This window comes from Spartinivicinus marinus, assembly GCF_026309355.1.
GTDB lineage: Bacteria > Pseudomonadota > Gammaproteobacteria > Pseudomonadales > Zooshikellaceae > Spartinivicinus > Spartinivicinus marinus.
The window spans coordinates 662,219-686,468 of the sequence record NZ_JAPJZK010000001.1 but is presented as its reverse complement, the minus strand read 5'-3'; the positions used below and the strand labels follow the sequence as shown (position 1 = coordinate 686,468).

The following is a 24,250-nucleotide window of genomic DNA, read 5'->3' as shown; positions in this document are numbered from 1 at the left end:
ATAAAGCTTGCTCAATAAACTATATCTACTTAGAAAGTTATCCTTATATTAGGCTTCATCGCTGCCAGTTAAAAATAGTCTGATAAATATGCAGCTACCCAAAGATGGGCGATTCTAATGTAAAAGTGAAGCCGTAGCAAGAAGAATGTGAACCAGTTTGTTATCTGTAGCAGTGATGTTATAAAAACTAGTAGTGATGCCTAGATCGCTAAGGTAGAAAACGATTGGAGCTCATCATTTGTTGGATTCCCTTAAAAGCTATTCTTTTTAACTGTAAGTTAAGTGGTGTTTTATTGATTGATTTCTGTACTATTTAATGAAGAATGGTCAGCACTATTATTGAACTTTAAATTGCCAGATATTGATTGAATCCCTGTGATTAGCCATTGGCTGTCCTGCTGTAAGTTTTCCAAATGCCAAATTTCGCAATAGGCCTCTACTTCTTTATTAGCCTTTGCTTTTGACCAGCCATGAAATTTCACGCTAATCATCGCAAGGTCACCTAAATTACTGGCGCTGGTAATGTCAGCAAAAACAGTAAGTAACTCAATTGCAGTTTGCTCTTTAGCCGAAAGTGACAAACTTAAGCGCTCAAACAGCTCAGGTGTTGTATAGTGCTTTAGCGTTTGCTGATCCTTAGCTAACCATGCTTGATGAATGCGCTTAAATAAAATTTTTGCCTGATCTAAAAACAACTCTGGTTGTAAATCTTTAGGTAGGTCAAACTGAGCATAGTGAGCGGCTAAATCTGACGCTTTTTGATCTGCTGAAGCGTCGACTATTTTTGTTAAATCATCTGTAGCGATAGGTTCATCATTTTTGGGGGGATCAGTTGGCTTCATTTTGAAGCTGATGTGAAAAGGAATGGTCTTATCTTTATTAATGTGTGATGTTGGCGACTCTGTGGTAGCCAGGTCTTGTTGGATAGTTGTTGATAGTGAAGCTAGGCTTTCGTCATTAATAGTGGGCTCTGGCCTGGGGGTTAGGTAGCGTTTGAGTCGATCTGCTCGATACTTTAATAAAAAGACTAAACCTGCAGTAAGTAGAAGCAGTAGCAAAACATCTGCAACGCGAAGACCATGGAACGGCTCTTTAAATAGTAAGCTGGCTAAAAAACCACCATCTAATGGCTGAAAACCTGAAGATTGATCCGAGTTAGCAATACTAGCTTCCGGAGAAGGGGTTGCATAGCTGTAGAATGCTGGGGTGCATAATAGGGTGAAAAGTATCAGAAACTTAGTAATACAGTGTTTCAATTTGAACTTCCTGGTAGTGACTGTTTTATTAACTACTTACTTTATCAAGTACTGGTTGCCTTAATTGAAAGCAATGCAGTTAGAAGTACCATGCAACTTGTGTTGTTTTGATATTTTTGCAGGGGTATTTTAAAAGGAGTGTGTAGTTTAAACAGTGAATCATGCCTAATTACTTGTGTTGACTGAATCAGATATTTCGCCATACATGAAAAAATTAGCGATCATCTAAGAATAGAGTGAGCTATATCTGGTTGCTACTGGAGTAATTAGTTTTCTTGTCAGTTCGTTAACCGGTTGGCAGATATGCTCAGATAAGCACTTTATATTTTTGCTAAACCAAGATCATAATGTACTTAGTTTGTTTTTTGAATTTTTAAAACGTCTATTAAAGGTTGATAATGAAGCATTCATTAAATGGTTTATGATTCCTACCGGCGGGGAAGGATGACGTTTTATGGCTGTTATCATTTTAAAAATTAAGCCGACTTAGTTTACAGTTTTTGATGTTTTTTTAAATTTTGATGCTTTTGAATTATAGTTAAAGCAGTTTTACTTAAACTGCTTTATATAAATTAGTTGTTTGGCAAGTTTAACTGGTTGTAATGACTGAAGCTGTAGTAACGAAGAAGTATGCAATAGCCAGATAGTTGTTATAACGGAAAAACAAGGCAAACAACTGATCGATCCCAGTAGCTGGTCTAAAAAATGATAGCCCGCATCTTTTAGCTAACCGCTAGCTGGTGAATAACTAAAAACCAACAAAGCCATAGTCTCAATTCCTACGCCCTTACTTTTATAGTAAGGGTTTTTTGTTTTAAGCGTCTTTAAAATACATTGTCCTCCATATAATACATGTTGAATGGCAAAAAATTGTTTAAGATTTGCTATGCCACTTGAATTGAATATATTTTCTGAAAAATTACTGTGTTCGGATTGAATGTACGTTTTTCTGGATTGATGAGCAGTCTGTTTTTTGGTCAGCGCAGATTAGTCACTTTCAAGAAAATGGTATGTGGCAGGTTATCTGTTAGGGAGAACTTTTTAATCATAAAAATCAGTGATATTGCCCCTTTTAAACTATGCTTGATCAGTATAAGGTTGCCTTGGGAGTTTAACAGCTTTTTCCAAGTTGAAGGCTATACTTAAATGATTAATATTGTCAGACAAAATTAGGATGAGGGTAGTAATGAAGTCTGTAGATCAAATCACTGCCTTTTATGTAGAAGCATTAGTGGAAGGCAAAGGCGACTTTTCTGCAAGGGCTAAATCGCTGGGTCAGGAGTTTTATCATAGTATTCAGAAAGGGCTGCTCTATTGGCTGGCAGCTATTATTGCATCAGCATTATTACTGAATAGCAGCAATACTATTCTAGTTACCATTTTGTTATCAGCTATCGTGATTGGTTGGTATCTACGGAAAGATTATTTACAGCTTAAACAAGCTTTTAATACCGAGTGCTATTCGGCCATTTTACCCAAGGTGGTGCAGTTTGCTGATGACTCTTTGCAATACGAAGCTAATCAAGGGATTACTCGCCACGTCTTTCAGGATAGTAAGCTAGTACCAGGTGCTTTTGTTCGCTACCAAGGCCAGGATTACATCACTGGTCAGTGGGAAGGTGTCCACTTTGAAATGTCAGATGTTTATGCTGCAGTAGAGAGGAAAGGAATATTCCACTTTTTACAAACTGCTTTTCATGGTGTTTGTGTCATTATTGATAATGATAAAAGCTTTCCAGGGCACTTAGTGATACGACCCAAGCCTAACTTTATGGATGAAGAAGATCGTCAGGAGTATGAAGCGTTTTATAAGCCTTTTAATAACATTAATGTTGGGTATGCTGCCTTTGATCGGTATTTTGAAGTCTTCTCGGATTGCACTGAAGATGTTCACCAGTTATTGAGTTCTCGAATGATAATGCAGATGATGTCTTTGCGGGCAAAATATGGTGATAACGTTTATTTAGTATTTAATGGCAATAAGATTGTTATTGGTATTAATGGTTTGCATGTATTTGATCGGTCTAAGAATGTTTATTTTGACAGTTTTTATTCAGATGATGTAGTGGTTTGGTACAGTGAACTGATGCGAGCTTGTTCATTAATCTATGATGTTCGGTTAGCAATAAAGAGCTAAACAAGGCTTGTAAAAGAATAATTGATAACTAAAAAGAGCAAAAGGCCCTGAAATGGGCCTTTTCAGTGATATTAATATCTACTAGTTGTTGTACCAAAGTGGTCTTTTCCTGAGCGAGTCTCTATCTTCTCTTTCAATATAACGCCTACCTTTTCTGCCATCTTGGCTGGTCACATAAGCAGTTAGCCTGACTTTGTTTGAGGGAAATCGAAACCGATGAAAGCCTTCGTTATTTAAGGATTTGTTGATTATAAGGCGATTAAAATCATCAAAAACTTCAAGTTGGGCGCCTCCGGCGGGTTCTCCTTCGGGTAGGTAAGCTCGCAAATTAACAAAGTCACCCTGAGTGTAATAGTAGACACTCAAAGGGTATTGAGCTTGCTGCTTGGCAATATGAGAGCAGCCACTAACTAGTAGTGCGCTGACAAGAAAGCAGGAATAAACAACTCGTTTAAGCATTTAACAACCTCCATGCTTTTATGATTGATGTGCTGGTTTCACAGTACGAAAGCAACAAGTGTACCTGTCTTAACCCGGAAAAATACGTTAAGTGTAAAGTTTGACCTTGATTTGATTGGTTTGTCACCAGTGTGGCGAGCAAATATTAGGGAGAGGGTAAAGTAACTGCAGCACTGAGACTGATCACTCAAAGGTACTGCAGATAGCTAACAACTGCTTAGATGTTTAGGGCTTTTGGTGTTTGACGGAGCTTTGGTTTAGTGTTTTTCAATCAGAGAGCGAATTTTGGTTTTAATTAAATCAATTGCAATCCGGTTTCGTCCGCCATGGGGAATGATCAAGTCGGCATACTGACGTGAAGGTTCAATAAACTGCATAAACATGGGGCGAACTGTTTCTTGGTATTGTTTGAGAACAGAGTCCATGTCTCGGCCGCGGCTAATGATGTCTCTTTGCAAACGGCGAAGTAAACAAATGTCTAATGGGGTATCCATATAAAACTTTAAGTCAAATTCGTTTCTGACTGCTGGGCTTGCAAGGAGTAGAATACCTTCGATAAGTACCACTCGTGTTGGCTTTACTGCTCGGGTTTCTGACCGGCGGTTATGAATAGAGTAGTCGTACACCGGTACCGGAACGGTTGTGCCTAACTTAAGCTCCTGCATATGTTTGATCATTAACTCATGATCAAGTGAGTCGGGGTGGTCATAGTTGGTTTTAGTGCGCTCTTCCATGGTCAGATGGCTTTGATCCTTGTAGTATGAGTCCTCTGAAATCACGCAAACCTGCTCAGATTGAAGTTCCTTGATTAAGGTTTGAGCAAGTAAACTTTTGCCAGAGGCTGATGCGCCTGCAATGCCAACAAGAATGGTATTCTGTGCCATGTGTTTGCTACTTTCTCTATGCTCTAAAAGAGACTACTAATACAAAAATATAAAGTTTCAATATACGATTCTGGCCGAAAATCAGCCAAAAAATTTCCCTATTGTAACATATATACATTAAGGTTCTAGGTCATGTGAGTGCATCTATTTCGGTCAGTAATGTTTAGTGTACATATATAACCAAACGTTATTTTTATGTTATTTTTTAGTATTTTGTGGCTGACCTATTCTTCAGTATGGTGTCCTCCTGGCTAAGTCTATCAACGTTGTTAGGAATCGCTTCCCGCTAACATCATTGGCCAAACCACTCTATAACAAAGCATGTGTACCAAGTACGTGCAACTCGAGTAATTCAGTCTTAAGTACAGCACAAACTGTGTTATTTTTGAGCTTTCTAGTTAATTTTTGAGGAAAGATTAGTGAAACAATTTATAGGTTGGTTACTATCAATAACTGTCGCCTTAACAGGATTGGTTGGTTGCTCATCATCAGAAAATGAACAAGCTGAGGCGAATAAAATACAAGCCATTAAAGTGGGCAGTTCAGGTAGTTACTATCCCTTTACTTTTGTTGAAAAAGGTGAATTACAAGGCTTTGAAATTGACTTGTGGAATGAGATTGGTAAGCGAGTGAACCAACCTATTGAATTTGTGACTGCTAATTTCTCGGGCTTATTTGGTATGTTAGAGGCAGGAAAAATTGACACAATTTCAAATCAAATTACGATTACTGAAGAGCGTAATAAAAAGTACCAGTTTTCTGCTCCTTATGTTTACGATGGTGCCCAAGTAGTAGTCCATGAAAATAATACAACCATTAAGTCGCTTACTGACTTGGCTGGAAAAAAAGTAGCGGTTAATTTGGGGTCTAATTTTGAAGCGATTTTGCGCAATCATGACAAGCAGCAACAGATTGAAATTATCTCTTTTGATACTGGTGTCGAGCAGAATGTAGTTAAAGGCAGCTCAGATGCTTTTGTTATGGATAGGGTATCGGTATTGGCGTTAATTAAGAAATCTAAACTACCTTTAAAATTGGTGGGAAACCCTATTGAAGTTATTCGTAATGCATTGCCATTTCCACGCAATGAACGGGGTGATGCTTTACGTCAGCAAGTTGATGAAGCCTTGGTTGCCATGCAGCAGGATGGCACATTGGCAAACATTTCTAACAAATGGTTTGGCATGGATATTACCACGCAGTCATGAATTTCGACTTTTATTATCTCTACGACCGACTTCCAGTTATCCTCAATGCATTGGACATTACTTTAGGGATGTCCATTGTTGCGGTTTTGTTATCACTGGGGATTGGTATCGTTCTCGCCTTGATAAAAGTCTTTCAGCTAAAAGGGTTAACCCAACTGGCTGACTTTTATATTTCTTTTTTTCGGGGCACACCATTATTAGTCCAGTTATTTTTGTTGTATTACGGGTTGCCTCAGCTAGTACCGGCAGCGGATATGTCTGGCTTTGCCGCCGCTGTGATTGGACTGGGATTACACTTTGCGGCTTATATGGCAGAGAGTATTCGTGCCGCTATTTTAAGTGTTGAGAACGCACAACGTGAGGCGGCATTAAGCATTGGTATGACAGAGCTGCAAGCGATGCGTCGAATAATATTGCCACAAGCTACTCGAATAGCGACTCCGCCACTAATGAATAACTTTATCGACTTACTCAAAAGCACTTCGCTGGCATTTACTTTGGGGGTGGCGGATATTATGGCAAAAGCCAAGCTAGAGGCAGCCAGCAGCTTTAAATATTTTGAAAGCTTTGTTCTTGTGGCATTGGTTTATTGGTTGATAGTGGTGTTGTTAACCCGTTGCCAGCAAGCGTTGGAAAATCATTTAAATAAAGCCTATTGAGTTTAGTGTTTATGCTTGAAGTAAAAGGTTTAACTAAGGCATTTGCAGGTAAAACCGTTTTGTCTGACATTGATCTCTCAGTCAGGGCGGGTGAGACGGTGGCTATTATTGGCCCTTCAGGTACGGGTAAATCCACCTTGTTACGCTGTTTGAACTGGCTGGAAAAACCATCAGCAGGAACAGTGACAATTGATGGTGTAACAGTCAACAGTCTTAGTTATACCTCTAATGATGTGTTAGCTTTGCGGCGTAAGACCGCTTTTGTATTTCAACAATATGCTTTGTTTAAAAATAAGACAGCACTGGCCAACATTATGGAACCACTGGTAGCGGTGCAAAAAAGATCCAAAACAGAGGCAAAAAAAACGGCTACGGACATATTAGCGAAGGTGGGGCTGGCAGATAAGGCAAATGCATTTCCAGCCCAGTTATCTGGCGGTCAACAACAGCGGATAGGTATTGGTCGAGCCCTTGCTACCCAAAGCCCAGTGATATTATTTGATGAGCCTACATCAGCACTTGACCCTGAAAAAGTAGGTGAAGTGCTGGATTTAATGAAAGCTTTAGCTGAGCAACAGCAAACCATGCTAGTTGTTACCCATGAAATGCAGTTTGCTCGTCAGGTGGCCGATCGGGTGTTATTTATGGCTGATGGTGGCATTGTTGAGCAAGGATCACCTGAGCAATTATTTACAAATCCCCAGGATTCCCGTACTAAAGATTTTTTGGCGCGAGTAAGTTAGTTTACTCTGGTCTTGTTATTAACACGATATTCCCTGCCGCCCCTTTTTCCAGCACTTGTTGGTGGGCTTGGCCCGCTTGCTCTAGCGAGAAGCTATGATGAACGACAGGGTTAATTTTGCCATCTTTGGCCAACTCAACAATATTGTTGTACATTGCTTGTCGTTCATCCAGACTGGCATTGGCCAGTGCTAAACCTCTGATATCTGCATTGCGCGCCATTAGATCCCTTGGGTTAATACTCACCTCGCCACGACTACCAATAATAATCACCCGCCCTTTTTTGCTGAGCAAGGGGAGGTCTTGACCCAAATTAACATTAGCCAGCATTTCTAAAATAATATCTACACCTTGATTATCAGTGTATTCCTTAATGGCCTGCCAGTGGCTTTGATCATAATGATTGAATACTTGGTCAGCCCCTTGTTGATAGGCGGCTTGTGTACCAGGCTCAGTGCTGGCTGTGCCTATTACCGTTAAACCATGGGCATTGCCTAATTCAATTGCCGCTAAGCCAACACCACCACTCGCGCCGTGGATTAGTATGGTTTCACCGGTTATTGCTCCAGCTCGCTGATGGATGGCTAGCCAGGCGGTGCCATAAGGAATACCCAGACAAGCCCCTTGAGCAAAGCTAAGGTTATCGGGCAAAGGGTAAGCATGATCTTGTGAGCAAATAGTGGTGTCAGCATAACAGCCCATACCCGTATTGGTACAAAATACTCGATCACCTGGTTTAAACCAGGAAACGGCTTCGCCTACTGCGGCGACTATACCTGCCCCATCTTTGCCGGGTGTATAAGGAAAATTCGCAGTGTAGTTATTAACACCTGCCCTGATATAAGTATCGACAGGATTGACGCCAGCCGCGTACAAATTAATGACTAACTCTTCTGGGCCTGGTGTCGGTAATTCTTTTTCTACCAGTTGCAATACATCAATATCACCGTGCTGTGAAACTTGGATCGCTTTCATTATTAACAGGCTCCATATAGTTGATATGAAAGTCATCAGGTGTTGCATGCCATCTTATATTAACATCCCATAGTTGAATACTGTGTTCACGCTCATAACTATTTTGTAAATAGGCTGGCCTGGGATCTTGGCTAAGTACTTGGTGGGTTAATAAAGACAGATTGCGCCCCGTGACTTGTTGGTATTGATGACAGAATGATTGAGCCTGCTGACTGAAGGTCACCGGTTTATTAGCCACTGGCGGTGGGGCAAAGCCATTACTGGCATCAGCAATATAGTCACTATACGGCAGATAGGGCTTTATATCGATAACGGGTGTGCCATCCAGTAAGTCTATTTCGCTTAACTGTAGGCTTAACTTGTCGCTTTCTTGAGAAATGCTTTTTAGTTTTACAACAGATAAACCAATAGGGTTAGGGCGATGCGTTGAGCGTGAAGCAAAAACCCCCACTCTTTTTTTACCCCCCAAGCGTGGTGGACGAATGGTAGGACGCCAGCCTTCACTTAAGGTTTCGTGAAATATAAATGAAACCCAAAGATGAGAGAATACTTCCAAGCCGTTGAAGCATTCTCGGCGGTTAAAGGGGGGGAGTAACTCCAGTTCGGCAGTGGCAGCAGTAACTAAACCGGGTTGGCGTGGGATACCAAATTTTTGGGTAAAACAAGAATGAATAATCCCGATGGGTTTAAACGTAAACTCGGTTACATTGTCCACACTTTCTCCTCAAAATACATAAAAACCTTACGTTCAAATAATAAAAGTAAAAAATAATAAAAATAAGAGGTTTTCCTTATGTCTTTGTTTAAACACTGGCTCTTGCTAGGGCTATGTCTTTCCTTATTTTCTCAAGTTTGTCAGTCCAAACAAACCCAATTGCAAGTGATGGCTTATAACATCATGCAGCTTGGCAAAATTGCAGGGGACTGGGATCAGTCTAATCGATTAAGCCAACTCAATAAGGCCATTCGGCAACTCAAGTCATTGCCGGATATTATTGTGTTTAATGAGGTATTTACTGATAGTGCGGCAGATATTTTACATCAGTTGGCAGACTTATACCCTTATCAAACGCCTAATGTAGGGCAAGATTGCTCCGGTAGCGGATGGCATAGTTTAAGTGGAGATTGCTCCACTAGTTTGCTTGTTATTCGAGGGGGCGTGATGATGGTAAGCCGTCATCCCATTTTGGAGCAACATGCATTGGTTTTTACGGCTAGTCAGTTTGGCTCTTGGGATTATCAATCCAATAAAGGCGCAGCTTATATAAAAATCGAGCGGAATGGTCAATATTTTCATGTGCTGGGAACTCATTTACAAGCGGCTCATGATGATAGTGAAAACTCTCATCCGGTGCGAATGCAACAGCTAGCAGAGCTACGTCAATGGACAGATGGGTTTAACATCAGTCGCTCCGAACCAGTGATAGTGGCAGGTGATATGAATGTTGAGTTTGGTCGTAGTAGCCATGTAGAGGATATGTTAAGCAGCTGCCAGTGCAACTTAGCCTATCAGCCTGGGCCAGTGATGTCTTATTCAGCAACCACTAATTGGCATACCCTAGCTAATGCATATCATTTTAAGTTTTCGCTTGAATATAACGATACTCTGGATTATGTCATGACTCGAGCCGACTATCGGCAACCTCGTCAAGCAGCCATGATGGAAGTAGTGCCATTAAAATCTAACCAACCCTGGTATTGGTCCTATTTGCGTGGCTGGTGGCCTTTAGCTGCAGGCAAGGAGTGGCATGATGGCTACTATCAAGATATTTCAGATCATTACCCTGTAGTTGCCACCTTTCATTATTAGCAGGCCCTAGGTAATACTGTGTAGATGAGGGTGATGAGCCTGGTCAAAATAGGCGTCAATTGAAGCCTGAAGAACTTGGGTAAATAGTGGAATTTCTTCAAAGGGCATATTACTGGCCAGGCAGTCAGCGAGAATAGCAAATTCATACCACTCAGGCCCGCGCTTTTGTTGCTTGTGCTTGCTTACAATTGCTAAGAGTACGAAGCGGTGTAGCCATTTTTCTCGATAACTTTCCAACATAAATGTGGGTAGTTGATCTTGTTGTTCTTTGGTTAGCTGCTCATTTTCCCACTGTACGATTTTTTTATGGAGCTGGTTATCACTTTCAAACCAGCTAAACTGGGTCATTTCGCTATTAGGCCAGTTGCTGCTTTTGGTGAGTACCTTAGCGATTTGGTTAAACTCAAATAGTGCAGGGTTTGCTTGCTGCCATTCTGCCAAGATTGTCTTACTATCTATAAAAGCAGGCTGCCACTGGGTAATATTAAGCATTTCAAACAGCATCATTACTTCAGCTGTTACCGCTTGTTGGTTAGCCCGATTGTAAGCCAGGAAGTGAGGTAACACATAATTCAGGCACTGCTTATCAACAGCAAAGTTAAAGACCTGTTGGCGAAATTGTTTAAAGGCTTCGTCGCAGTCCTTACGAAATGACAGTGGCGTAAACCAGCTGTCGATAATGCCAAACTGCTCTTTTAACACCATGCCAATTAAGCGAAATTTTTTATGCTCTTTAACCAAGGCTAATAGTGAGCAAGCTCCGGAACCATCAACCATAGAAACCCGAAGATCTTTTAACTCAAAATGGGGCTGATCTAGGTACTCTTCGCAATCAATACCAAGCCGGCGAATTTGTCGGATAATAGTATCCAACTGCTGTTGCTCTTCAGTTGCCAGCCAGTTTCTCATCATAATAAGCCGGCGTAGAATTTTACTAGAGACCTGCTCTAGGCAATGTGGATGCTGTAAGAGGGACAGTAACGTTTGTCGTACTTCAGGACGCTTATGTAATAAAAATAAAAAGCAGCCCTCATTAATGGTGGCGCTGGTAGAGCGTAACATATCTGCCAATAAAGGGATGAGCGTATCTTCTGGTACAAAGGTTAGATTGTCAGCAAAGTGAAGATAAAAGTCATATTCATTGCTAATGTTACAGTCGCTAATTAATGTTTCCAGCTCAGCCATCAGGGTTTCTGGAGTAGCCTCTGCTTTATGCTCCTGTTGGTGATAGGCTTGCTGCTGGTGCCAGTTTTGGCAGGCTGCTACTAGTTGTTGATTAAGTGGCAGGTCAAACTCAGTTAAATGGCCTAAAAATAGTAAGATACTTGATTTGGATAGCTGTTCTGAATTGAGCTTGTCGACAAATGTCGACTGAAATTGCTCCCATTTTTTGCGAATGCCAGGCACTTGATTACGTAACTGGATCATTAGCTCTAATAGGCCTACATAAGCCGTACGGTCAATGGCTTCCAGAATATGCTCATCAATATCGGTAGAAAGTGTTTCAATATAGCTCAATAAATCCATTAAAAAATGAGCAGGGCTGCGCCAGCCACAATCCTCAATATCTTGCCAACTAAGGACTAGCTCAGTGTTGTCACTGAGTACTTGGGCGTACTGGCTGATAACGTTAGTGATGTTGTCAGAGTTAGCGTTCATTAAAAACCTGGTTGTGTCATTTCTAAAGTAAAGCTCAAATTTGCGCTGTTATTCTGAATGTAGGTGCTGGATGAATGTAACGGAATGTATATGGGCTCGCTTTTTTATGAAGCTCTGGTTCCTTAAATTAAGAAAAGAGATGTATTCATCATTTTATTGCTACAGCATGTAGTATAAATGCAGCTTAAGACAGTGGTGTGCAAAAGGTGTGTTTGGTTATCAAGTAGACAACACTTGTTCACTTACCTGCTGCTCACTGAACTAACAGCAAAAAACTCGACTCAAGGACTTTGTTAGTGCCAGGAAGGCTGTCACAAAATGCTTGTACATGCAACTTAAGCACTACCACTTGGTTTAAAAAAGCTGAGCTGAGCAAGACTTTCAGCACGGCGGGCTAGTTGACTGTATCAGGGTTTTGTCATGCTAGCCCTTGCCCAGTTTTGACTTTATCGCAAAAAACAGTGGCTTTAAAGCAAAGCAATATTGAGTACCGAGGCAATATATAACATGCAGGAGATTTGGCTGATGATTATGGCATTTTTATTAGGCCTGTTAACTTTTGGGCTAATAGGCAGGTGTTATTGTTTTAACCCTGGTAACAGTGCCTCAGATTTATCAACGGTTATCGATTGAGCATGAGCAGTTATTAATTAAGCAGGTCATGCCAATGGCTTATCCCGTAATTGGTGGTGTTGCTTTATTATCTGCTCTTTTAAGCTTTCTACAAACTCAGCCAATGTTTTGGGGAGCCGTGCTGTTAGTAGCAGTAGTTGGTGCTAGTTTGTTTGCCTGGGGCTATATGGCACCACAAATTAACCAAAGCTATGAGCTGCTACAGCAGCAGAAATTTGGGGCAGATAAAGATTTTAGCCAATGGCGCAACTTCTACCTGGGGCTGAACGCAGCGCTGTTGGTTGTTTTGTTAACTGTGTTTGTAATGATTTGATTGATAGTTTTTTATCTGAAACCCAGGTTAGCCACTATACAGGTTAACCTGAGGCGCTTAATGCTCTTCTCTTGACTCCATTAACGCATTAAAGTCACTGAGTCGTTTACCTGGCTCATCTAAAAAGTAGCTATTTTGCAACGTCAGCTGTTGAACTCGGTCCAGTCGAAAGTTTCTAAAGTCATTACGTAATTCACACCAAGCGGTGAGAGTCCAAACCTTTCCCCAAAAATAAAGCTGTAGTGGTCGAATGGTTCGAGTGCTGGCTTGTTGTTTTTCATCAAGGTAATCAAGAGTGACTTTTTGCTTATCAACGGTTGCTTTTCTAAGTGGCTCAATTCGTTCACTGACTTGCTTATTATGTAATGGAAAAGGGACTCCTAATGGGTTGTGCTGAATTTGGGTTAATAACTTAGCTGGGATATTTTCTTTGACTTTATGGAGCACTGACTCAGCAGCATGCTGCAGTTGCTGGTCAGTACATTGGATAGTGAGCTGTAAACCAAGAACGAGTGCAGTTAATTCTTCTTCAGTAAATTGTAGTGGGGGGAAGTTAAAACTCTGGTCCAGTTGGTAACCATAACCAGCCTCACTAATCACGGGTACACCACTTAGCTGCAAATCCTGCATATCCCGGTAGATAGTGCGTTCAGATACCTCTAGCCGCTCAGCTAGGTAAGCAGCAGTAGTCCACTGACGGTGACGAATAATTTGAACAATTTGAAACAATCTATCAGAACGGCGCATGGATACTACCTATTCAATTGTTGGAGGTACCTTCAATATTATACTGACCTTCTCCTGCCACCTGTATGTCAGGAGGAGGTTATTCGGGGTAGAACTTGAACTTTGTTGGGACAAATGCGGGTTTTTATGCATAATATGTCGTATTTAACGGTTTGAAATTGTTTTAGAACGAAAAATCAAAATACCTTATATGGCTTCAATACGTGTTTGTTTAATTTTACCTTGGTGGGCTTTTTTATTACTGGCTCCAATCTTTTACAGCTTGATGGCTTATTATTTACCCGATCAAAACTTTTCTATTGGTGTTTTTGAGAGGTTGGTGACTGCTATTGAGCCCTATGCAAAAGATACTGCTTTGGTGATGTTGGCGTTGGCAGTGTTTGAATTAATTATTTACTTATTTCGAGGACGCACCAGCCCAATTAAAGTGAGAGTGAAAGGTAAGGATATTCGTAAAATAAGCTGGCGTGAATTCGAATTACTAGTAGCAGAAGCTTATCGGCGTAAGGGGTATCGGGCGCAGGTCACAGAAGGTTCCGCTGATGATGGTATTGATGTTGTACTGAAGAAGGGAGCACAAATTACTTTAGTGCAATGTAAACACTGGAAGAATAGTAAAGTGGGTGTTAAACCTGTGAGGGAATTATTGGGGGTAATAACGGCTAAAAGAGCCCATAAAGGTATTTTTGTGACATCAGGTACTTATACCCGGCCTGCGATTGAGTTTGCTCAAGCTAATGATCTAACTCTTCTTGATGGTGAGGGGTTACAATCGCTATTAGCAAAAGTGAGTTAAAAGTGGCTTTCTCTTAGCCACTTTTTGTGTTCTATATTGAGTAGTGCTTGTTTCTGTGTTCAGGCTACTCTTTTAAAGCATCAATTTTCTTTAAAGCACTGTACAGTTGTTGCCAGCGTTGTTCGGCAGAACCTGTATATCCAATGGCTAGCCGAATTAAGCCTGGACTAATGCCTGCTTTTTGCTTGTCTTCATCACTCAGTTCGCTGGAAGTGGAGCTGCCAGAGCAAGACATTAAAGTGTCAAAGTAACCTAAACTAACAGCCATATACCCGAACTGGTGTTCGTTTTGTAAGCAGTTCATCAGTTCATTGGCCCTGGTTTCAGTACCCATATCTAGAGTTAAGATACCACCAAAGCCGTATTCAGGATTAGCAATTTCTTTGAACAGCTGATGGTCTGGATGGGTTGGTAAACCAGGGTAATTCACCTTAATACCATTTTCCGTTAGCTTGTTGGCAATGAAGCGTGCTCGTTGGCTGTGCTCTTTAATACGTAAGGGCAAATGGGGCAGGCGCATACTGATTCGAAAGGCCACTTCAGGGTCCATGGTTGGTCCTAATAACATTAAAGTGCCTTGGCGTAAGTCCATCATATCCAGAATAAAATCTTGGCTGGCGCAGATAGCGCCTGCAATGATGTCTGAAGCACCATTAATAAATTTGGTTAAACTATGTAAAACAATATCAGCACCCAGATTAATTGGGTTAATAATCAATGGACTAAAAGTATTGTCTATGACTAATGTGAGTTTATGTTGTTGGGCAAGCTTGGCCAGTAAGGGAATGGGGGCTACCCGTAGAGTAGGGTTAGAAAGGGTTTCTGCGTAAATTACTTTGGTTTTCGTGGTAATAGCTGCCTTGACTGCTTTGATGTCAGTGATGTCAACAAAGTGAGTTTTAATATGATTTTTGGCAGGTAGCAGATCATTTAAGAGTGCAAAAGTGCCACCATAGATGGAGTGGGCGGCAATGATTTCATCGCCAGGCTGGCATAGTTGTATGAGGGTGGAGCTGATTGCACTCATGCCGCTTGCAGTACAGTAACCCGCGTCAGTACCTTCTAAAGCGGCTAACTGCTGGCCTAAATTATAAACAGTGGGGTTAAAGTGTCGTCCATATAAATAGCAGCCGCCTTGGCTTGGCCCTTTTTCTCCTTGAAACAGGGCTGGTAGTGTATCTGCTTCCATTACAGTAAAGGTGGTACTGGCTTCGATGGACATGTTAACGCCACCGTGCTCGCCAAACTCATGGCGAGCAGTTGCCATTCGCTCAACGGGGTCTTGATTATCGGTCATTGGTTAATTCCGTTTATTGTGCTTATTTTATTTTGTACTTACTACTCAGTGTAACGTCAGTTGTTGTCTAAAGAAATACTTTCCTCAGTGCTATCTCTCTCTTGGGCTTATTCAACTAGCTACGGCTGTGAAGATGAGAAATTTTCTATCCTATTTACCACTGGGCAGCATTTTGTATAGGGTGTCATCCTGTTTAATCCAGTGATGGTAAAAAGCCGCTAATATATGTACAACAATTAGCATCCAGACTAAATATTGGCCGCCAATTTGTTTATGAAAAAAATCGATGGGTTTTTCAAACTCTTTAAATGTCATACCAAGTTGCTCAACTACCCACCAGTCAAATAGTGGAGTATGGGCGAATTGAGGGATATTAAATAAAAAGAAAAACTGAGTATCATCGTGGGTACCCAAATACCCCGTTAATGGCATAGCAATCATAAAGAAGTACAGTGCAAAGTGACCAGCCTTAGCTGCTAAGTGTTCCCACCAGCTGCCTGGAGCAGGTTGAGGCGAAGGATTGGTAAAGCGCCAGATGAGTCTGACTATTACAAAAACGCCTATTGAAACACCAAAGGAAAGATGCAGGTGAAGTGCAGTTAAGTTAGCTTCAGTTTTAGGTGTGGTAAACCAGTGACGATAATAAACACTGGTATAAACGGCCAAAAAAACAAGTGCTGTTAACCAATGTAACCATTTGGCAAAGCTGCCATAGTGTTGAGTTGTGTTTTTTAACATGACTACCCCTCCATTGGGAATTGAGTGAATGATGCTCCCTCAATCAATAGGTGTTCTTGTGATATTGGCTATAAATAAACTTTATTGAGTTCTAAAGTGAAAGTAATTTAACTGAAATTAAGTTGTATCCCAAGTAGAACAAACATAACTATTAATTGTTAGTGGATACTATGTGGTCTGAGTAAGTGGATGAGCCAAAAAAAGTTGTTTTAAGCTTGGCTTTATCGGTATGATGGCGCGCCTGATAGGCTTGGCTTGTTGTTAAGAAGCCGAAGTAGCGCTAAGTGTTTATGAGGTAAAAACGTATATGCCCATCATGCAAAGTACGCTCGATGACATTATCGCCGAAGTAAAACCGTTAATTGGCCAAGGTAAAGTGGCCGATTATATTCCAGCATTAGCGGAAGTACCCGCTAATCGGCTGGGTATTGCAGTTTGTACAGTTGACGGCAAAGTGTTTAAAGCAGGCGATGCAGATGAGCTGTTTTCGATTCAAAGTATTTCCAAAGTACTTAGTCTGACATTAGCAATTAACCGGGTAGGGGATGAGCTTTGGGAGCGAGTGGGTAAAGAACCCTCAGGCTTATCATTTAATTCGCTAGTCCAGCTGGAATATGAAAAAGGTATACCTCGAAATCCTTTTATCAATGCTGGGGCTTTGGTTGTGAGCGATGTTTTGCAAAGCCGTCTTTCTGCACCTAAACATCGAATGTTGGAGTTAGTAAGAGGCTTGGCAGATGATCCAGCTGTTATATCAGATAAGCGAGTAGCTCGTTCAGAATATCAGCATAGTGATCGTAATGCGGCAATTGCTTATTTAATGAAGTCATTTGGTAATTTTTCTAACCGGGTAGAAGATGTGTTGCGCTCCTATTTTAGCTATTGTGCGCTAAAAATGAGCTGTGTCGACTTAGCGAAAACATTTATATATCTCGCTAACCAAGGCCGTCCCTTAGGCTGGAATAAGCCTTTGATCACCCCTAAGCAAACTAAACAAATCAATGCGCTGTTGGTTACCTGTGGGCTATATGATGAAGCAGGTGATTTTGCCTATCGGGTGGGTATTCCCGGCAAAAGTGGAGTGGGTGGCGGGATCATTGGGATTGTGCCTGGAGAACTGACAGTATGTGTCTGGTCGCCGGAGTTGAATAAATCTGGAAACTCGCTGGCAGGTACTGCTGCATTAGAACTGTTTACTTCAAGACTGGGACGTTCAATTTTTTAACTAACAATCAATATAGTCACTGCTAAGATATAGTCACTGCTAAGATAGTGTGTAAGAGCAGTGGCTTTTCCATATAGCCATCAGTCAGTGGTGGTTTTCTCACAAGCATTTATACTTCTCTTAGCTGCTTATCCTTCAATTGAATTCAATATTGGCGATAGCATGAGGTTTAGGCTTGCTATTCTGTGGCAAAGTTTAAGAAATATACTCTTGGTAGTCATGCTGATGGTACTGGCATGGTCTCCTGTTGTTTCCCAGGGGGCTGAGCGAAGCTTAGCCAATGTGACTGCTGCGTTTATTTATAAGATAAGTAAATTTGTTATCTGGCCTGACTCTTCCTTTAAATCAAAACAGTCGACGGTAAATTTATGCCTATATGGCCCAGATAAATTGGGCTTGGCAAAGGTTCTGGGGCAATTGAAGGGTAAAAAGACTCAGCAGCGATATATGAAAGTTATCTCGCTGCCAACAGAACAGGCGCTCACTCAGTCGATCAGCCGTGGTCACCAATGCCATATACTTTATTTTACCAATGGCAATCTTAATCATATCTTAGCGCGTAACCGAAACATATTAACAAGTACTCTTTTAATTGGTGCTAGTAAGGGATTTTTAAGTGATGGTGGAATGGTTGCTCTGATTTTGATTGATAAAAAACTGAATATTTATATTAACCGTAAGGCATTAGATAAAAGTGAGGTGAAGTTGCAAGCACGTTTATTGATGATAACCAAGACTTATTGAAAACAGTCACTAGGTGCATAAAGGCAGGAGTAGTTGAACGTCAATGTTGAGTGGATTTCGCACGATAAAAGAAAAGATCATCTTGCTGGCGATGGGAGCGTCATGTGTTGCTTTGCTATTGTCTACGGCGATATTGACCTATTTAGAGGTTAAACGGATTAAGTCCGATACGATTAAAACCGTAGAAACACAGGCTAAACTCATTTCAGTTAATATTATTCCTGCACTGACCTTTGGTGAAGTCACAACGGCAAATTTGATTTTGCAAACATTAGAGTCTGAACCGGGTATTCTAGCGGTAATCATCTACCGTACAGATCCACTAACCAGCCAAACCGATATATTTTCCCACTATGTCAGGCCAGGCGATAGTTTGCCGGTCATCAATAATCATATGAATTACCTGACACTTAAAGAAGAAACCCAAGGTATTCGTTTTACCAGGCCGATTGAGTTTGAAGGGGAAACGCTAGGCTATTTATTTATTCAGGCAGAAATTCGTCAGCTCTCTGATATTTTAATTGCCAGTAGTCAAGCAAGTTTTGTGATAGCACTGATTGCATTGGTTATTGCCTTTTTAATTGCCATTCGCTTTCAACGTTTGATTACCGAGCCGATTCAGTCATTGATGGAGGTAACGCGTAATGTCACTCAACGGAAGGATTATACATTGAGAGTGCCCGTAGTTTCTAATGATGAGCTGGCTCAGCTTGCAGAAACATTTAACTCCATGATGGCAGACATACAAGTTTATTTGGCTGAAAAAAAACAAGCTGAACAAGAAATGAAGCAGCTGAATGAAGAGCTGGAACAAAAAGTGGCAGCGAGAACCTATGAATTGGAAACATCGAACCTAGAGCTGCGTAGTACATTAGATCAATTAAATACTTCGCAACAACAGTTAGTTGAGCGCGAAAAAATGGCTTCATTAGGTGAGCTGGTGGCGGGGGTGGCTCATGAGATCAATACGCCTATAGGTATAGGCGTTACCTCAATTACGTTTTTACAAGACGCTGTAAAACAGCTAGCTAAGGCCTACGAGCAAGAAACGCTTTCCGCTGAAATGTTGGAAGAATTTATTGAGAATGCCAAGCAAAGCTGTCAGCTTTTGTTTTCTAACTTACAGCGGGCGGCTGATTTAGTTCGTAGCTTTAAACAAGTGGCTGTTGATCAGTCGAGTGAGCAAATAAGGACATTTAAGGTAAAAGAGTATTTGGATGAAATTATCCTATCACTGCGACCAAAATTGAAGCGAGTCAAACATGAGATTGTAGTCGATTGTGATGCTGAATTGGTGATTACTAGTCACCCTGGAATCTTGTCGCAGATTTTTACTAACTTAATTTTAAATTCGTTGATTCACGGTTTTGAGGATAAAGAGAAGGGGTTAATAAAGATAGATGTACATCGATCAGACTCCCACATAAAGATTCAGTATCAGGATAATGGTAAAGGTTTAGCTAAGGAGCAGTTGAATAAGTTATTTGAGCCGTTCTTTACAACTAAACGAGGACAGGGAGGAAGTGGGCTAGGTACTTATATTATTTATAATTTGGTTACCCAAGGGCTAGGGGGGCTTATTAAGGTAGATAGTCAGCAAGGAGAGGGACTAACATATGAAATTGAGTTTTCTGTTGATTGACTGGGAATATTAGCGGGAATACTAGAACTAGAAAGTTACTTGGAGTGTCCCGTAGATGGCTCGTCCTTGGTAGTTAGGTGAGGTGTTTACCGTTTGGGTTGAATAGTTAGGGAAAAAGATTTCTTCATCTAACAAATTATCTACATACAATGAAAAAGATGTGTTAGTTAATTGTGGTTTGTCAAAAAGTTTACCCAGATTGAGAGTTAGGTTAGCAGTGACCAGGTGATGGCTGTTAGCTTTAGGATTAACATTTTGTGCAGTGTTTGTTACTGCATCTAAAGGTGTTGGGTCATCAAAATAACTATCAAATAAGGAAAAGCTGAATCCTATAGGATTTTCATAAGCAATACCCAGTTTAGCCATCAGGTTAGGAATAAACGTTGAGTCTTTTAGTCCTGTATCGCTTTTATTGGTTTGATAACTGGCATTAGTAACAAGGCTCAATGTTTTAGTGAGCTGCCACCTAGCCTCAAATTCTACACCATCAAATTCTACAGCACCTGAATTGATTGTTTGGAATTTATTGAGGCTGGGAAGAAATACAGGCTTATGGATGTCGCTTATACGGCTATGGTAATAAGTGAGAGCAATATTATAGTGATCAGCTTGATAGGCTATTTGGGCATCATAAGTTTCTATGGTTTCAGGTTTAAGTGAAGAATTGGCTGTGGCAAGACTGCCATCAAAGTAACGGTTAATGGATTCACCATTGCGATATGCCTGCCCATAAAGCAATTTGCCATGCCAGCCATTTTTGAAGTTAAAAATTAGCCCTGCTCGTGGTGACGTATCAATTGATAATTCTTTGGGGCGATTTAGTTGAAGGCCTCCAACCAGCTTTAGCCAATCAAACCATTGGTAGTCAACTTGGCTAAAAATACCAACCTGCCAGGTGCTCCAATCGCCGCTGAGATTTCCTTCAGCAAAATCACCTTTTGAATATAAAGGATTTATACCTAAGAGAAGATTGGTTTGCTGATTAAGCTGCCCATGTAAATTAAACTCCAGTGAGTGCAGTGTACCATCGACTTCATTGGTTAAGCCATTTGTGGCAATAAAAAGGTCGGCAAAATCAGAAAAGTAGCCATAATGGCTGCGGAAGGACCAGTTTTTTGATAGATCCCAGTTGTGACTCACATTAATTGATGTGCGTCTTGATCTTACCTGTTCGGCAGGAAATTGGAAATCGGCTAGTAAATTATCTCGTTTGGCATCACTGATATAACCATTAACTTTAAAATTATTGAAATCCATTACAAATACGGCACTTGATCCTTGGCCACCCATGGGATAGTTATCAGTTTGGCCGGTAAGGTCTGTGATATCAGAAAATTCATCGCCGGCAAAATCAGTTGTATGCACGGCGCCTGTTAACCAGCCTTCTGCAAGGGGGGTACTACCTTGCAGATTGGCAGATTTGGTTGCGTAAGAACCGTAACTGAAGGATAGAGTATCATCAAATGAAGTGCCTGATTTAGTCTTGATATTAACAATGCCACTAAAAGCATTGCTTCCATATAGAACAGAGCCAGGGCCGCGAATAATTTCTATTTGTTCAATGGTAGTTATTGGAAAAGTTAAAAAAAGGTCTACATGTACATTGCTACTTTGAGTATCGGCTATTGGTCGACCATTTAGCAGATAAAGTATTTGATTATCTTGTGGTGCTTCCAGTGCTCCTCTTAATACGGATCGAGATTCAGGTAGTACATGTCCACCTACCATCATAAAACTGGTTTGACGGTTTAATATATCGCGAAGGTTACGGGCTCCAAATTTTCTAATATCGTCAGCTGTAATAACGCTAATAACACCAGGTGCATTACTAAGAGGTTCTTCTCGTTTTGATGCTATAGTGATGGTTACCAGTTCTTCTAAATCCATTTCCAGAAGTTCGTCCAGTTCATCTTCACTGGCATATGAACTCATAAAGGAAAGACTGGTTATCACCGTAAGTAGCGCAAGACTAACGTAGTGTTTAACAAAAATAAGTGTGCCTATTTTCGGCTTCATAAGATTATTGTTTTAATTGTTTTATTTGTTGTTAATTGGCTTGTATTTGTTTGTTTAGACTGAACAACCCGTTAGTGCAAGTATTGATAATAATAGGAAGAAATTAAAGAAAAGAAAAACCAAATAAATAACATATAAAAACTTTAAGCTTTTTTCTGACTGTTAAACAAAAACGTAAAGGGATGACAGGTTATATTAAAAATGGGTAATGGCGTTATAAGTATGTCATGTCTCAATAGGTAACAGCATCTTTATGATAAGTAGTAAAAAAATTGACTGGAGGGGCAGTTTCTTTATTGGTGGAATACTGTTGCTATTAGCAGCTGAATTATATGCTAAAAATGGGGCTAACGATGATGATCAAGATAGTTTGTATGAACTGCCACTAGAAGAGCTTTTAAATATAGACATATCTGTTGCTTCAATAAAACAGGAGAATATCGCTAATACCCCTGCAGTTGTATCTAGTTACACAGCAGAAGATTTGAGTAAATTAGGCTTGCGCTCATTAAAAGATGTGATCAGTTTTGTGCCTGGATTTGTTGTGGATCGAAATGTATCTGGAACACCGCAAATAATGGTCAGGGGAGCTGCTTCAGATTTTGGAGCAAAAATATTAGTATTGCTCAATGGGGTCCCGTATTGGTCTCCTTCTCACAGTAATATTCCTGTTCTGGGTATTCCTTGGGCTGCTATTGATAAAGTAGAAATTATACGAGGGCCTGGCGCTGTTATTTACGGATCTAATGCTATTGCGGGGGTGATAAATGTGATTACTAAAGAAACCCCGGGAGGGTCTATTCAAGTCGATTATGGCTCAAACCCTACAGTAAATTCAACAGGGTATTATCGCTACTCAAGTGATGGTAAAGAGAGTGGAAGTGGGGTTGTTATTGCTTATGAAAAACAGCATGAAGATGATGGCTATGATGCAGAAGTCAGACAGTTAAATCAGGTGGTTGCTCCAGCTAAGTATCAACAAAAAGAATTATTTGAATCTATTTTTATTCAGTTTAAGCATGAGTATGGGCAAGTGTTTTTATCATATTTTAATGATTTTACTGAAGGAGCCACTGTTAAAGTTCCTCCGTTTCCAACACCTGGCTTGCCGCCTCCGATACCTGGGGAGTTGATCGACTCAAAAGTGCCTGATGTGAAAACCGAAGGATTGTTATTGCATGGTGATTATCAATGGGGTTGGCAAGAACATTCTTTATCGGTGTTTGCTGATTATAATCAATATGCCCCCGCTTTCTTATCACCAGATATGATCTCCCGCTTTGATGACAGTTGGCAAGATAATTTTCGCTTTCGTACTGGACTTTTAGCAGAAGGTTCAGTCAATGAAATAGTTGACTATTTAGCTGGTATAGAGACTGAATTGCGAAAAGTGGATGATTTTAGAAATATACCAAAAAATTCAGGAGGTGCAGAATCGCTTTTATTTTCAGCAGATGATGTACGTGAAGATACTGTTTATGGTCAGTTGGATTTTCATCGGGATAACTGGCGTGTTTTAGTGGGAGCAAGGGCAACAGATAATGAGGCGTCAGGGTTTAAAATAACACCAAGAACATCACTAGTGTACTCTATTGATAAACAACAATCGTTAAAGTTACTTTATTCCGTCGGTTTTACCTCACCGAATTTTGAAACAAATATAACGGCCAGTGGTAGTTCTTTAAAGCCCGAAACGATTAAAATGTTGGATTTGGTTTATTCATACGTTACACCGGAAAAATTATTTGTTGCTAATGTATATTATTATGAAGGGGAAGACTTCATTACCCGCTTTCCAGCGCCACCACCTTTTTTGTTGTTTACCAATAGAGACCCTTTTTCCCGTAAGGGGGTAGAGCTTGACTATCAGATACAGCTGAAGAGCTCCCGTTTACATGCAAACTTAGCTTATAATCACGAAGGTAACCGAACAGGCATAAATAATGATGCTTTTGCTGCGTTAGTACCTGAGCTAACTGTTAATATTGGCGGGCACTATCGGCTTCAAAGTCACTTGTTTGGGGCGAGTTTACGTTATATTAGCCAGAGACAGATTGCTGATAGCTCTGCTGATTTGGCTATTAACTATCAATATAAAAAAAATGGGCTGACGCTCTTTGCAACAGTTAACAATTTGTTGTCTGATGAATTAATTGCAGTTAATTTTTCACCTGGGGGTATAAGTGCTAATCAGCGTAACGATAACAAAATAAATTTTACTCTAGGATTTAAATTCGACTTTTAATGTATACCCTGTGTGAATCATTTTTAGGATTTTTTAGTGGACTATCTATCACTAGAAACGTTTATA

The 24,250-nt window shown here is 40.5% G+C and carries 21 protein-coding genes; 11 read left to right on the top strand and 10 right to left on the bottom strand.

The annotated features are described in order from the left end of the window. Positions 1-290: 290 nt before the first annotated feature. On the bottom strand, positions 291-1,256 hold the full coding sequence (locus OQE68_RS03370) for a Tim44 domain-containing protein (protein WP_180567996.1): 966 nt from the start codon (positions 1,254-1,256) through the stop codon (positions 291-293). Between the two features lie 1,186 nt (positions 1,257-2,442). On the opposite strand from OQE68_RS03370, the gene OQE68_RS03365 reads away from it, so the two are divergent. Next, complete coding sequence (locus tag OQE68_RS03365; RefSeq protein WP_180567995.1) at positions 2,443-3,393, top strand: DUF3137 domain-containing protein; 951 nt, start codon at positions 2,443-2,445, stop codon at positions 3,391-3,393. An 81-nt stretch (positions 3,394-3,474) separates the two neighbouring features. On the opposite strand, the gene OQE68_RS03360 is transcribed toward OQE68_RS03365, so the two are convergent. Both OQE68_RS03360 and udk read right to left on the bottom strand, forming a co-directional pair. Then, the gene (locus tag OQE68_RS03360; RefSeq protein WP_180567994.1) at positions 3,475-3,852 is read right to left on the bottom strand and encodes a hypothetical protein; all 378 of its coding nucleotides are present in this window, start codon (positions 3,850-3,852) and stop codon (positions 3,475-3,477) included. A gap of 257 nt (positions 3,853-4,109) precedes the next feature. After that, a complete protein-coding gene (gene udk / locus OQE68_RS03355) occupies positions 4,110-4,736 on the bottom strand; it encodes a uridine kinase (RefSeq protein WP_180567993.1) in 627 nt (208 codons plus the stop codon). A gap of 419 nt (positions 4,737-5,155) precedes the next feature. Between udk and OQE68_RS03350 the strand changes: the two genes are divergently transcribed. The 3 genes from OQE68_RS03350 to OQE68_RS03340 are packed head-to-tail and all read left to right on the top strand — an operon-like array spanning position 5,156 to position 7,346. Further along, entirely contained in the window at positions 5,156-5,944 is a 789-nt protein-coding gene (locus OQE68_RS03350) for an amino acid ABC transporter substrate-binding protein (RefSeq protein WP_266195514.1), read from the top strand. Continuing rightward, complete coding sequence (locus OQE68_RS03345; RefSeq protein WP_180567992.1) at positions 5,941-6,603, top strand: amino acid ABC transporter permease; 663 nt, start codon at positions 5,941-5,943, stop codon at positions 6,601-6,603. The genes OQE68_RS03350 and OQE68_RS03345 overlap by 4 nt, the downstream gene beginning before the upstream one ends. 11 nt (positions 6,604-6,614) lie before the next feature. Then, positions 6,615-7,346, top strand: a complete 732-nt coding sequence (locus OQE68_RS03340; RefSeq protein WP_180567991.1) for an amino acid ABC transporter ATP-binding protein — start codon at positions 6,615-6,617, stop codon at positions 7,344-7,346. Between the two features lies 1 nt (position 7,347). Here OQE68_RS03340 and OQE68_RS03335 read toward each other — a convergent pair whose 3' ends face one another. Next, positions 7,348-8,319 carry an NADPH:quinone reductase gene (locus OQE68_RS03335; RefSeq protein ID WP_180567990.1) on the bottom strand — a complete coding sequence of 324 codons (972 nt, stop codon included), beginning with the start codon at positions 8,317-8,319 and terminating at the stop codon, positions 7,348-7,350. Next, positions 8,288-9,034, bottom strand: coding sequence for a tRNA (N6-threonylcarbamoyladenosine(37)-N6)-methyltransferase TrmO (tsaA, locus tag OQE68_RS03330; RefSeq protein WP_180567989.1), 747 nt, complete (start codon positions 9,032-9,034; stop codon positions 8,288-8,290). Before tsaA ends, OQE68_RS03335 begins: the two co-directional genes overlap by 32 nt. A 78-nt stretch (positions 9,035-9,112) precedes the next feature. On the opposite strand from tsaA, the gene OQE68_RS03325 reads away from it, so the two are divergent. Continuing rightward, positions 9,113-10,129, top strand: coding sequence for a sphingomyelin phosphodiesterase (locus OQE68_RS03325; RefSeq protein WP_180567988.1), 1,017 nt, complete (start codon positions 9,113-9,115; stop codon positions 10,127-10,129). Positions 10,130-10,135: 6 nt separating this feature from the next. On the opposite strand, the gene OQE68_RS03320 is transcribed toward OQE68_RS03325, so the two are convergent. After that, on the bottom strand, positions 10,136-11,788 hold the full coding sequence (locus OQE68_RS03320; RefSeq protein WP_180567987.1) for a hypothetical protein: 1,653 nt from the start codon (positions 11,786-11,788) through the stop codon (positions 10,136-10,138). Positions 11,789-12,389: 601 nt separating this feature from the next. Here OQE68_RS03320 and OQE68_RS03315 point away from each other — a divergent pair. Beyond that, positions 12,390-12,734: a hypothetical protein gene (locus tag OQE68_RS03315; RefSeq protein ID WP_180567986.1), complete on the top strand. Its 345-nt coding sequence runs from the start codon at positions 12,390-12,392 to the stop codon at positions 12,732-12,734. 57 nt (positions 12,735-12,791) lie between these two features. On the opposite strand, the gene OQE68_RS03310 is transcribed toward OQE68_RS03315, so the two are convergent. Continuing rightward, positions 12,792-13,481 (bottom strand): helix-turn-helix transcriptional regulator, encoded by a 690-nt coding sequence (locus tag OQE68_RS03310; protein WP_180567985.1) that lies wholly within the window; start codon positions 13,479-13,481, stop codon positions 12,792-12,794. 190 nt (positions 13,482-13,671) lie between these two features. On the opposite strand from OQE68_RS03310, the gene OQE68_RS03305 reads away from it, so the two are divergent. Next, on the top strand, positions 13,672-14,277 hold the full coding sequence (locus OQE68_RS03305) for a restriction endonuclease (protein WP_180567984.1): 606 nt from the start codon (positions 13,672-13,674) through the stop codon (positions 14,275-14,277). A gap of 64 nt (positions 14,278-14,341) precedes the next feature. Here OQE68_RS03305 and OQE68_RS03300 read toward each other — a convergent pair whose 3' ends face one another. Both OQE68_RS03300 and OQE68_RS03295 read right to left on the bottom strand, forming a co-directional pair. Continuing rightward, positions 14,342-15,574, bottom strand: a complete 1,233-nt coding sequence (locus OQE68_RS03300; RefSeq protein ID WP_180567983.1) for an aminotransferase class I/II-fold pyridoxal phosphate-dependent enzyme — start codon at positions 15,572-15,574, stop codon at positions 14,342-14,344. Between the two features lie 150 nt (positions 15,575-15,724). After that, positions 15,725-16,312 (bottom strand): cytochrome b, encoded by a 588-nt coding sequence (locus OQE68_RS03295; RefSeq protein WP_180567982.1) that lies wholly within the window; start codon positions 16,310-16,312, stop codon positions 15,725-15,727. A gap of 307 nt (positions 16,313-16,619) precedes the next feature. Here OQE68_RS03295 and glsB point away from each other — a divergent pair, with 307 nt between their 5' ends. The 3 genes from glsB to OQE68_RS03280 all read left to right on the top strand — a co-directional run bounded on the left by glsB (position 16,620) and on the right by OQE68_RS03280 (position 19,923). Continuing rightward, complete coding sequence (gene glsB, locus OQE68_RS03290; RefSeq protein ID WP_353618531.1) at positions 16,620-17,537, top strand: glutaminase B; 918 nt, start codon at positions 16,620-16,622, stop codon at positions 17,535-17,537. A gap of 90 nt (positions 17,538-17,627) precedes the next feature. Beyond that, positions 17,628-18,281, top strand: a complete 654-nt coding sequence (locus OQE68_RS03285) for a YfiR family protein (protein WP_180567981.1) — start codon at positions 17,628-17,630, stop codon at positions 18,279-18,281. Between the two features lie 43 nt (positions 18,282-18,324). Further along, complete coding sequence (locus OQE68_RS03280) at positions 18,325-19,923, top strand: ATP-binding protein (RefSeq protein ID WP_180567980.1); 1,599 nt, start codon at positions 18,325-18,327, stop codon at positions 19,921-19,923. Between the two features lie 27 nt (positions 19,924-19,950). Here the strand turns inward: OQE68_RS03280 and OQE68_RS03275 are convergent, their stop codons facing one another. Further along, positions 19,951-21,939, bottom strand: a complete 1,989-nt coding sequence (locus tag OQE68_RS03275; protein ID WP_180567979.1) for a TonB-dependent receptor plug domain-containing protein — start codon at positions 21,937-21,939, stop codon at positions 19,951-19,953. Between the two features lie 253 nt (positions 21,940-22,192). On the opposite strand from OQE68_RS03275, the gene OQE68_RS03270 reads away from it, so the two are divergent. Next, positions 22,193-24,184: a TonB-dependent receptor plug domain-containing protein gene (locus OQE68_RS03270; protein ID WP_180567978.1), complete on the top strand. Its 1,992-nt coding sequence runs from the start codon at positions 22,193-22,195 to the stop codon at positions 24,182-24,184. Positions 24,185-24,250: the final 66 nt, after the last annotated feature.

Bases quoted from the DNA above. Each gene is read 5' to 3' on its own strand.
- OQE68_RS03365 (WP_180567995.1), top strand. From the start codon at position 2,443: ATGAAGTCTGTAGATCAAATCACTGCCTTTTATGTAGAAGCATTAGTG.
- OQE68_RS03360 (WP_180567994.1), bottom strand. From the start codon at position 3,852: ATGCTTAAACGAGTTGTTTATTCCTGCTTTCTTGTCAGCGCACTACTA.
- udk (WP_180567993.1), bottom strand. From the start codon at position 4,736: ATGGCACAGAATACCATTCTTGTTGGCATTGCAGGCGCATCAGCCTCT.
- OQE68_RS03345 (WP_180567992.1), top strand. From the start codon at position 5,941: ATGAATTTCGACTTTTATTATCTCTACGACCGACTTCCAGTTATCCTC.
- OQE68_RS03340 (WP_180567991.1), top strand. From the start codon at position 6,615: ATGCTTGAAGTAAAAGGTTTAACTAAGGCATTTGCAGGTAAAACCGTT.
- OQE68_RS03335 (WP_180567990.1), bottom strand. From the start codon at position 8,319: ATGAAAGCGATCCAAGTTTCACAGCACGGTGATATTGATGTATTGCAA.
- OQE68_RS03325 (WP_180567988.1), top strand. From the start codon at position 9,113: ATGTCTTTGTTTAAACACTGGCTCTTGCTAGGGCTATGTCTTTCCTTA.
- OQE68_RS03320 (WP_180567987.1), bottom strand. From the start codon at position 11,788: ATGAACGCTAACTCTGACAACATCACTAACGTTATCAGCCAGTACGCC.
- OQE68_RS03310 (WP_180567985.1), bottom strand. From the start codon at position 13,481: ATGCGCCGTTCTGATAGATTGTTTCAAATTGTTCAAATTATTCGTCAC.
- OQE68_RS03305 (WP_180567984.1), top strand. From the start codon at position 13,672: ATGGCTTCAATACGTGTTTGTTTAATTTTACCTTGGTGGGCTTTTTTA.
- OQE68_RS03300 (WP_180567983.1), bottom strand. From the start codon at position 15,574: ATGACCGATAATCAAGACCCCGTTGAGCGAATGGCAACTGCTCGCCAT.
- OQE68_RS03295 (WP_180567982.1), bottom strand. From the start codon at position 16,312: ATGTTAAAAAACACAACTCAACACTATGGCAGCTTTGCCAAATGGTTA.
- glsB (WP_353618531.1), top strand. From the start codon at position 16,620: ATGCCCATCATGCAAAGTACGCTCGATGACATTATCGCCGAAGTAAAA.
- OQE68_RS03280 (WP_180567980.1), top strand. From the start codon at position 18,325: ATGTTGAGTGGATTTCGCACGATAAAAGAAAAGATCATCTTGCTGGCG.
- OQE68_RS03275 (WP_180567979.1), bottom strand. From the start codon at position 21,939: ATGAAGCCGAAAATAGGCACACTTATTTTTGTTAAACACTACGTTAGT.
- OQE68_RS03270 (WP_180567978.1), top strand. From the start codon at position 22,193: ATGATAAGTAGTAAAAAAATTGACTGGAGGGGCAGTTTCTTTATTGGT.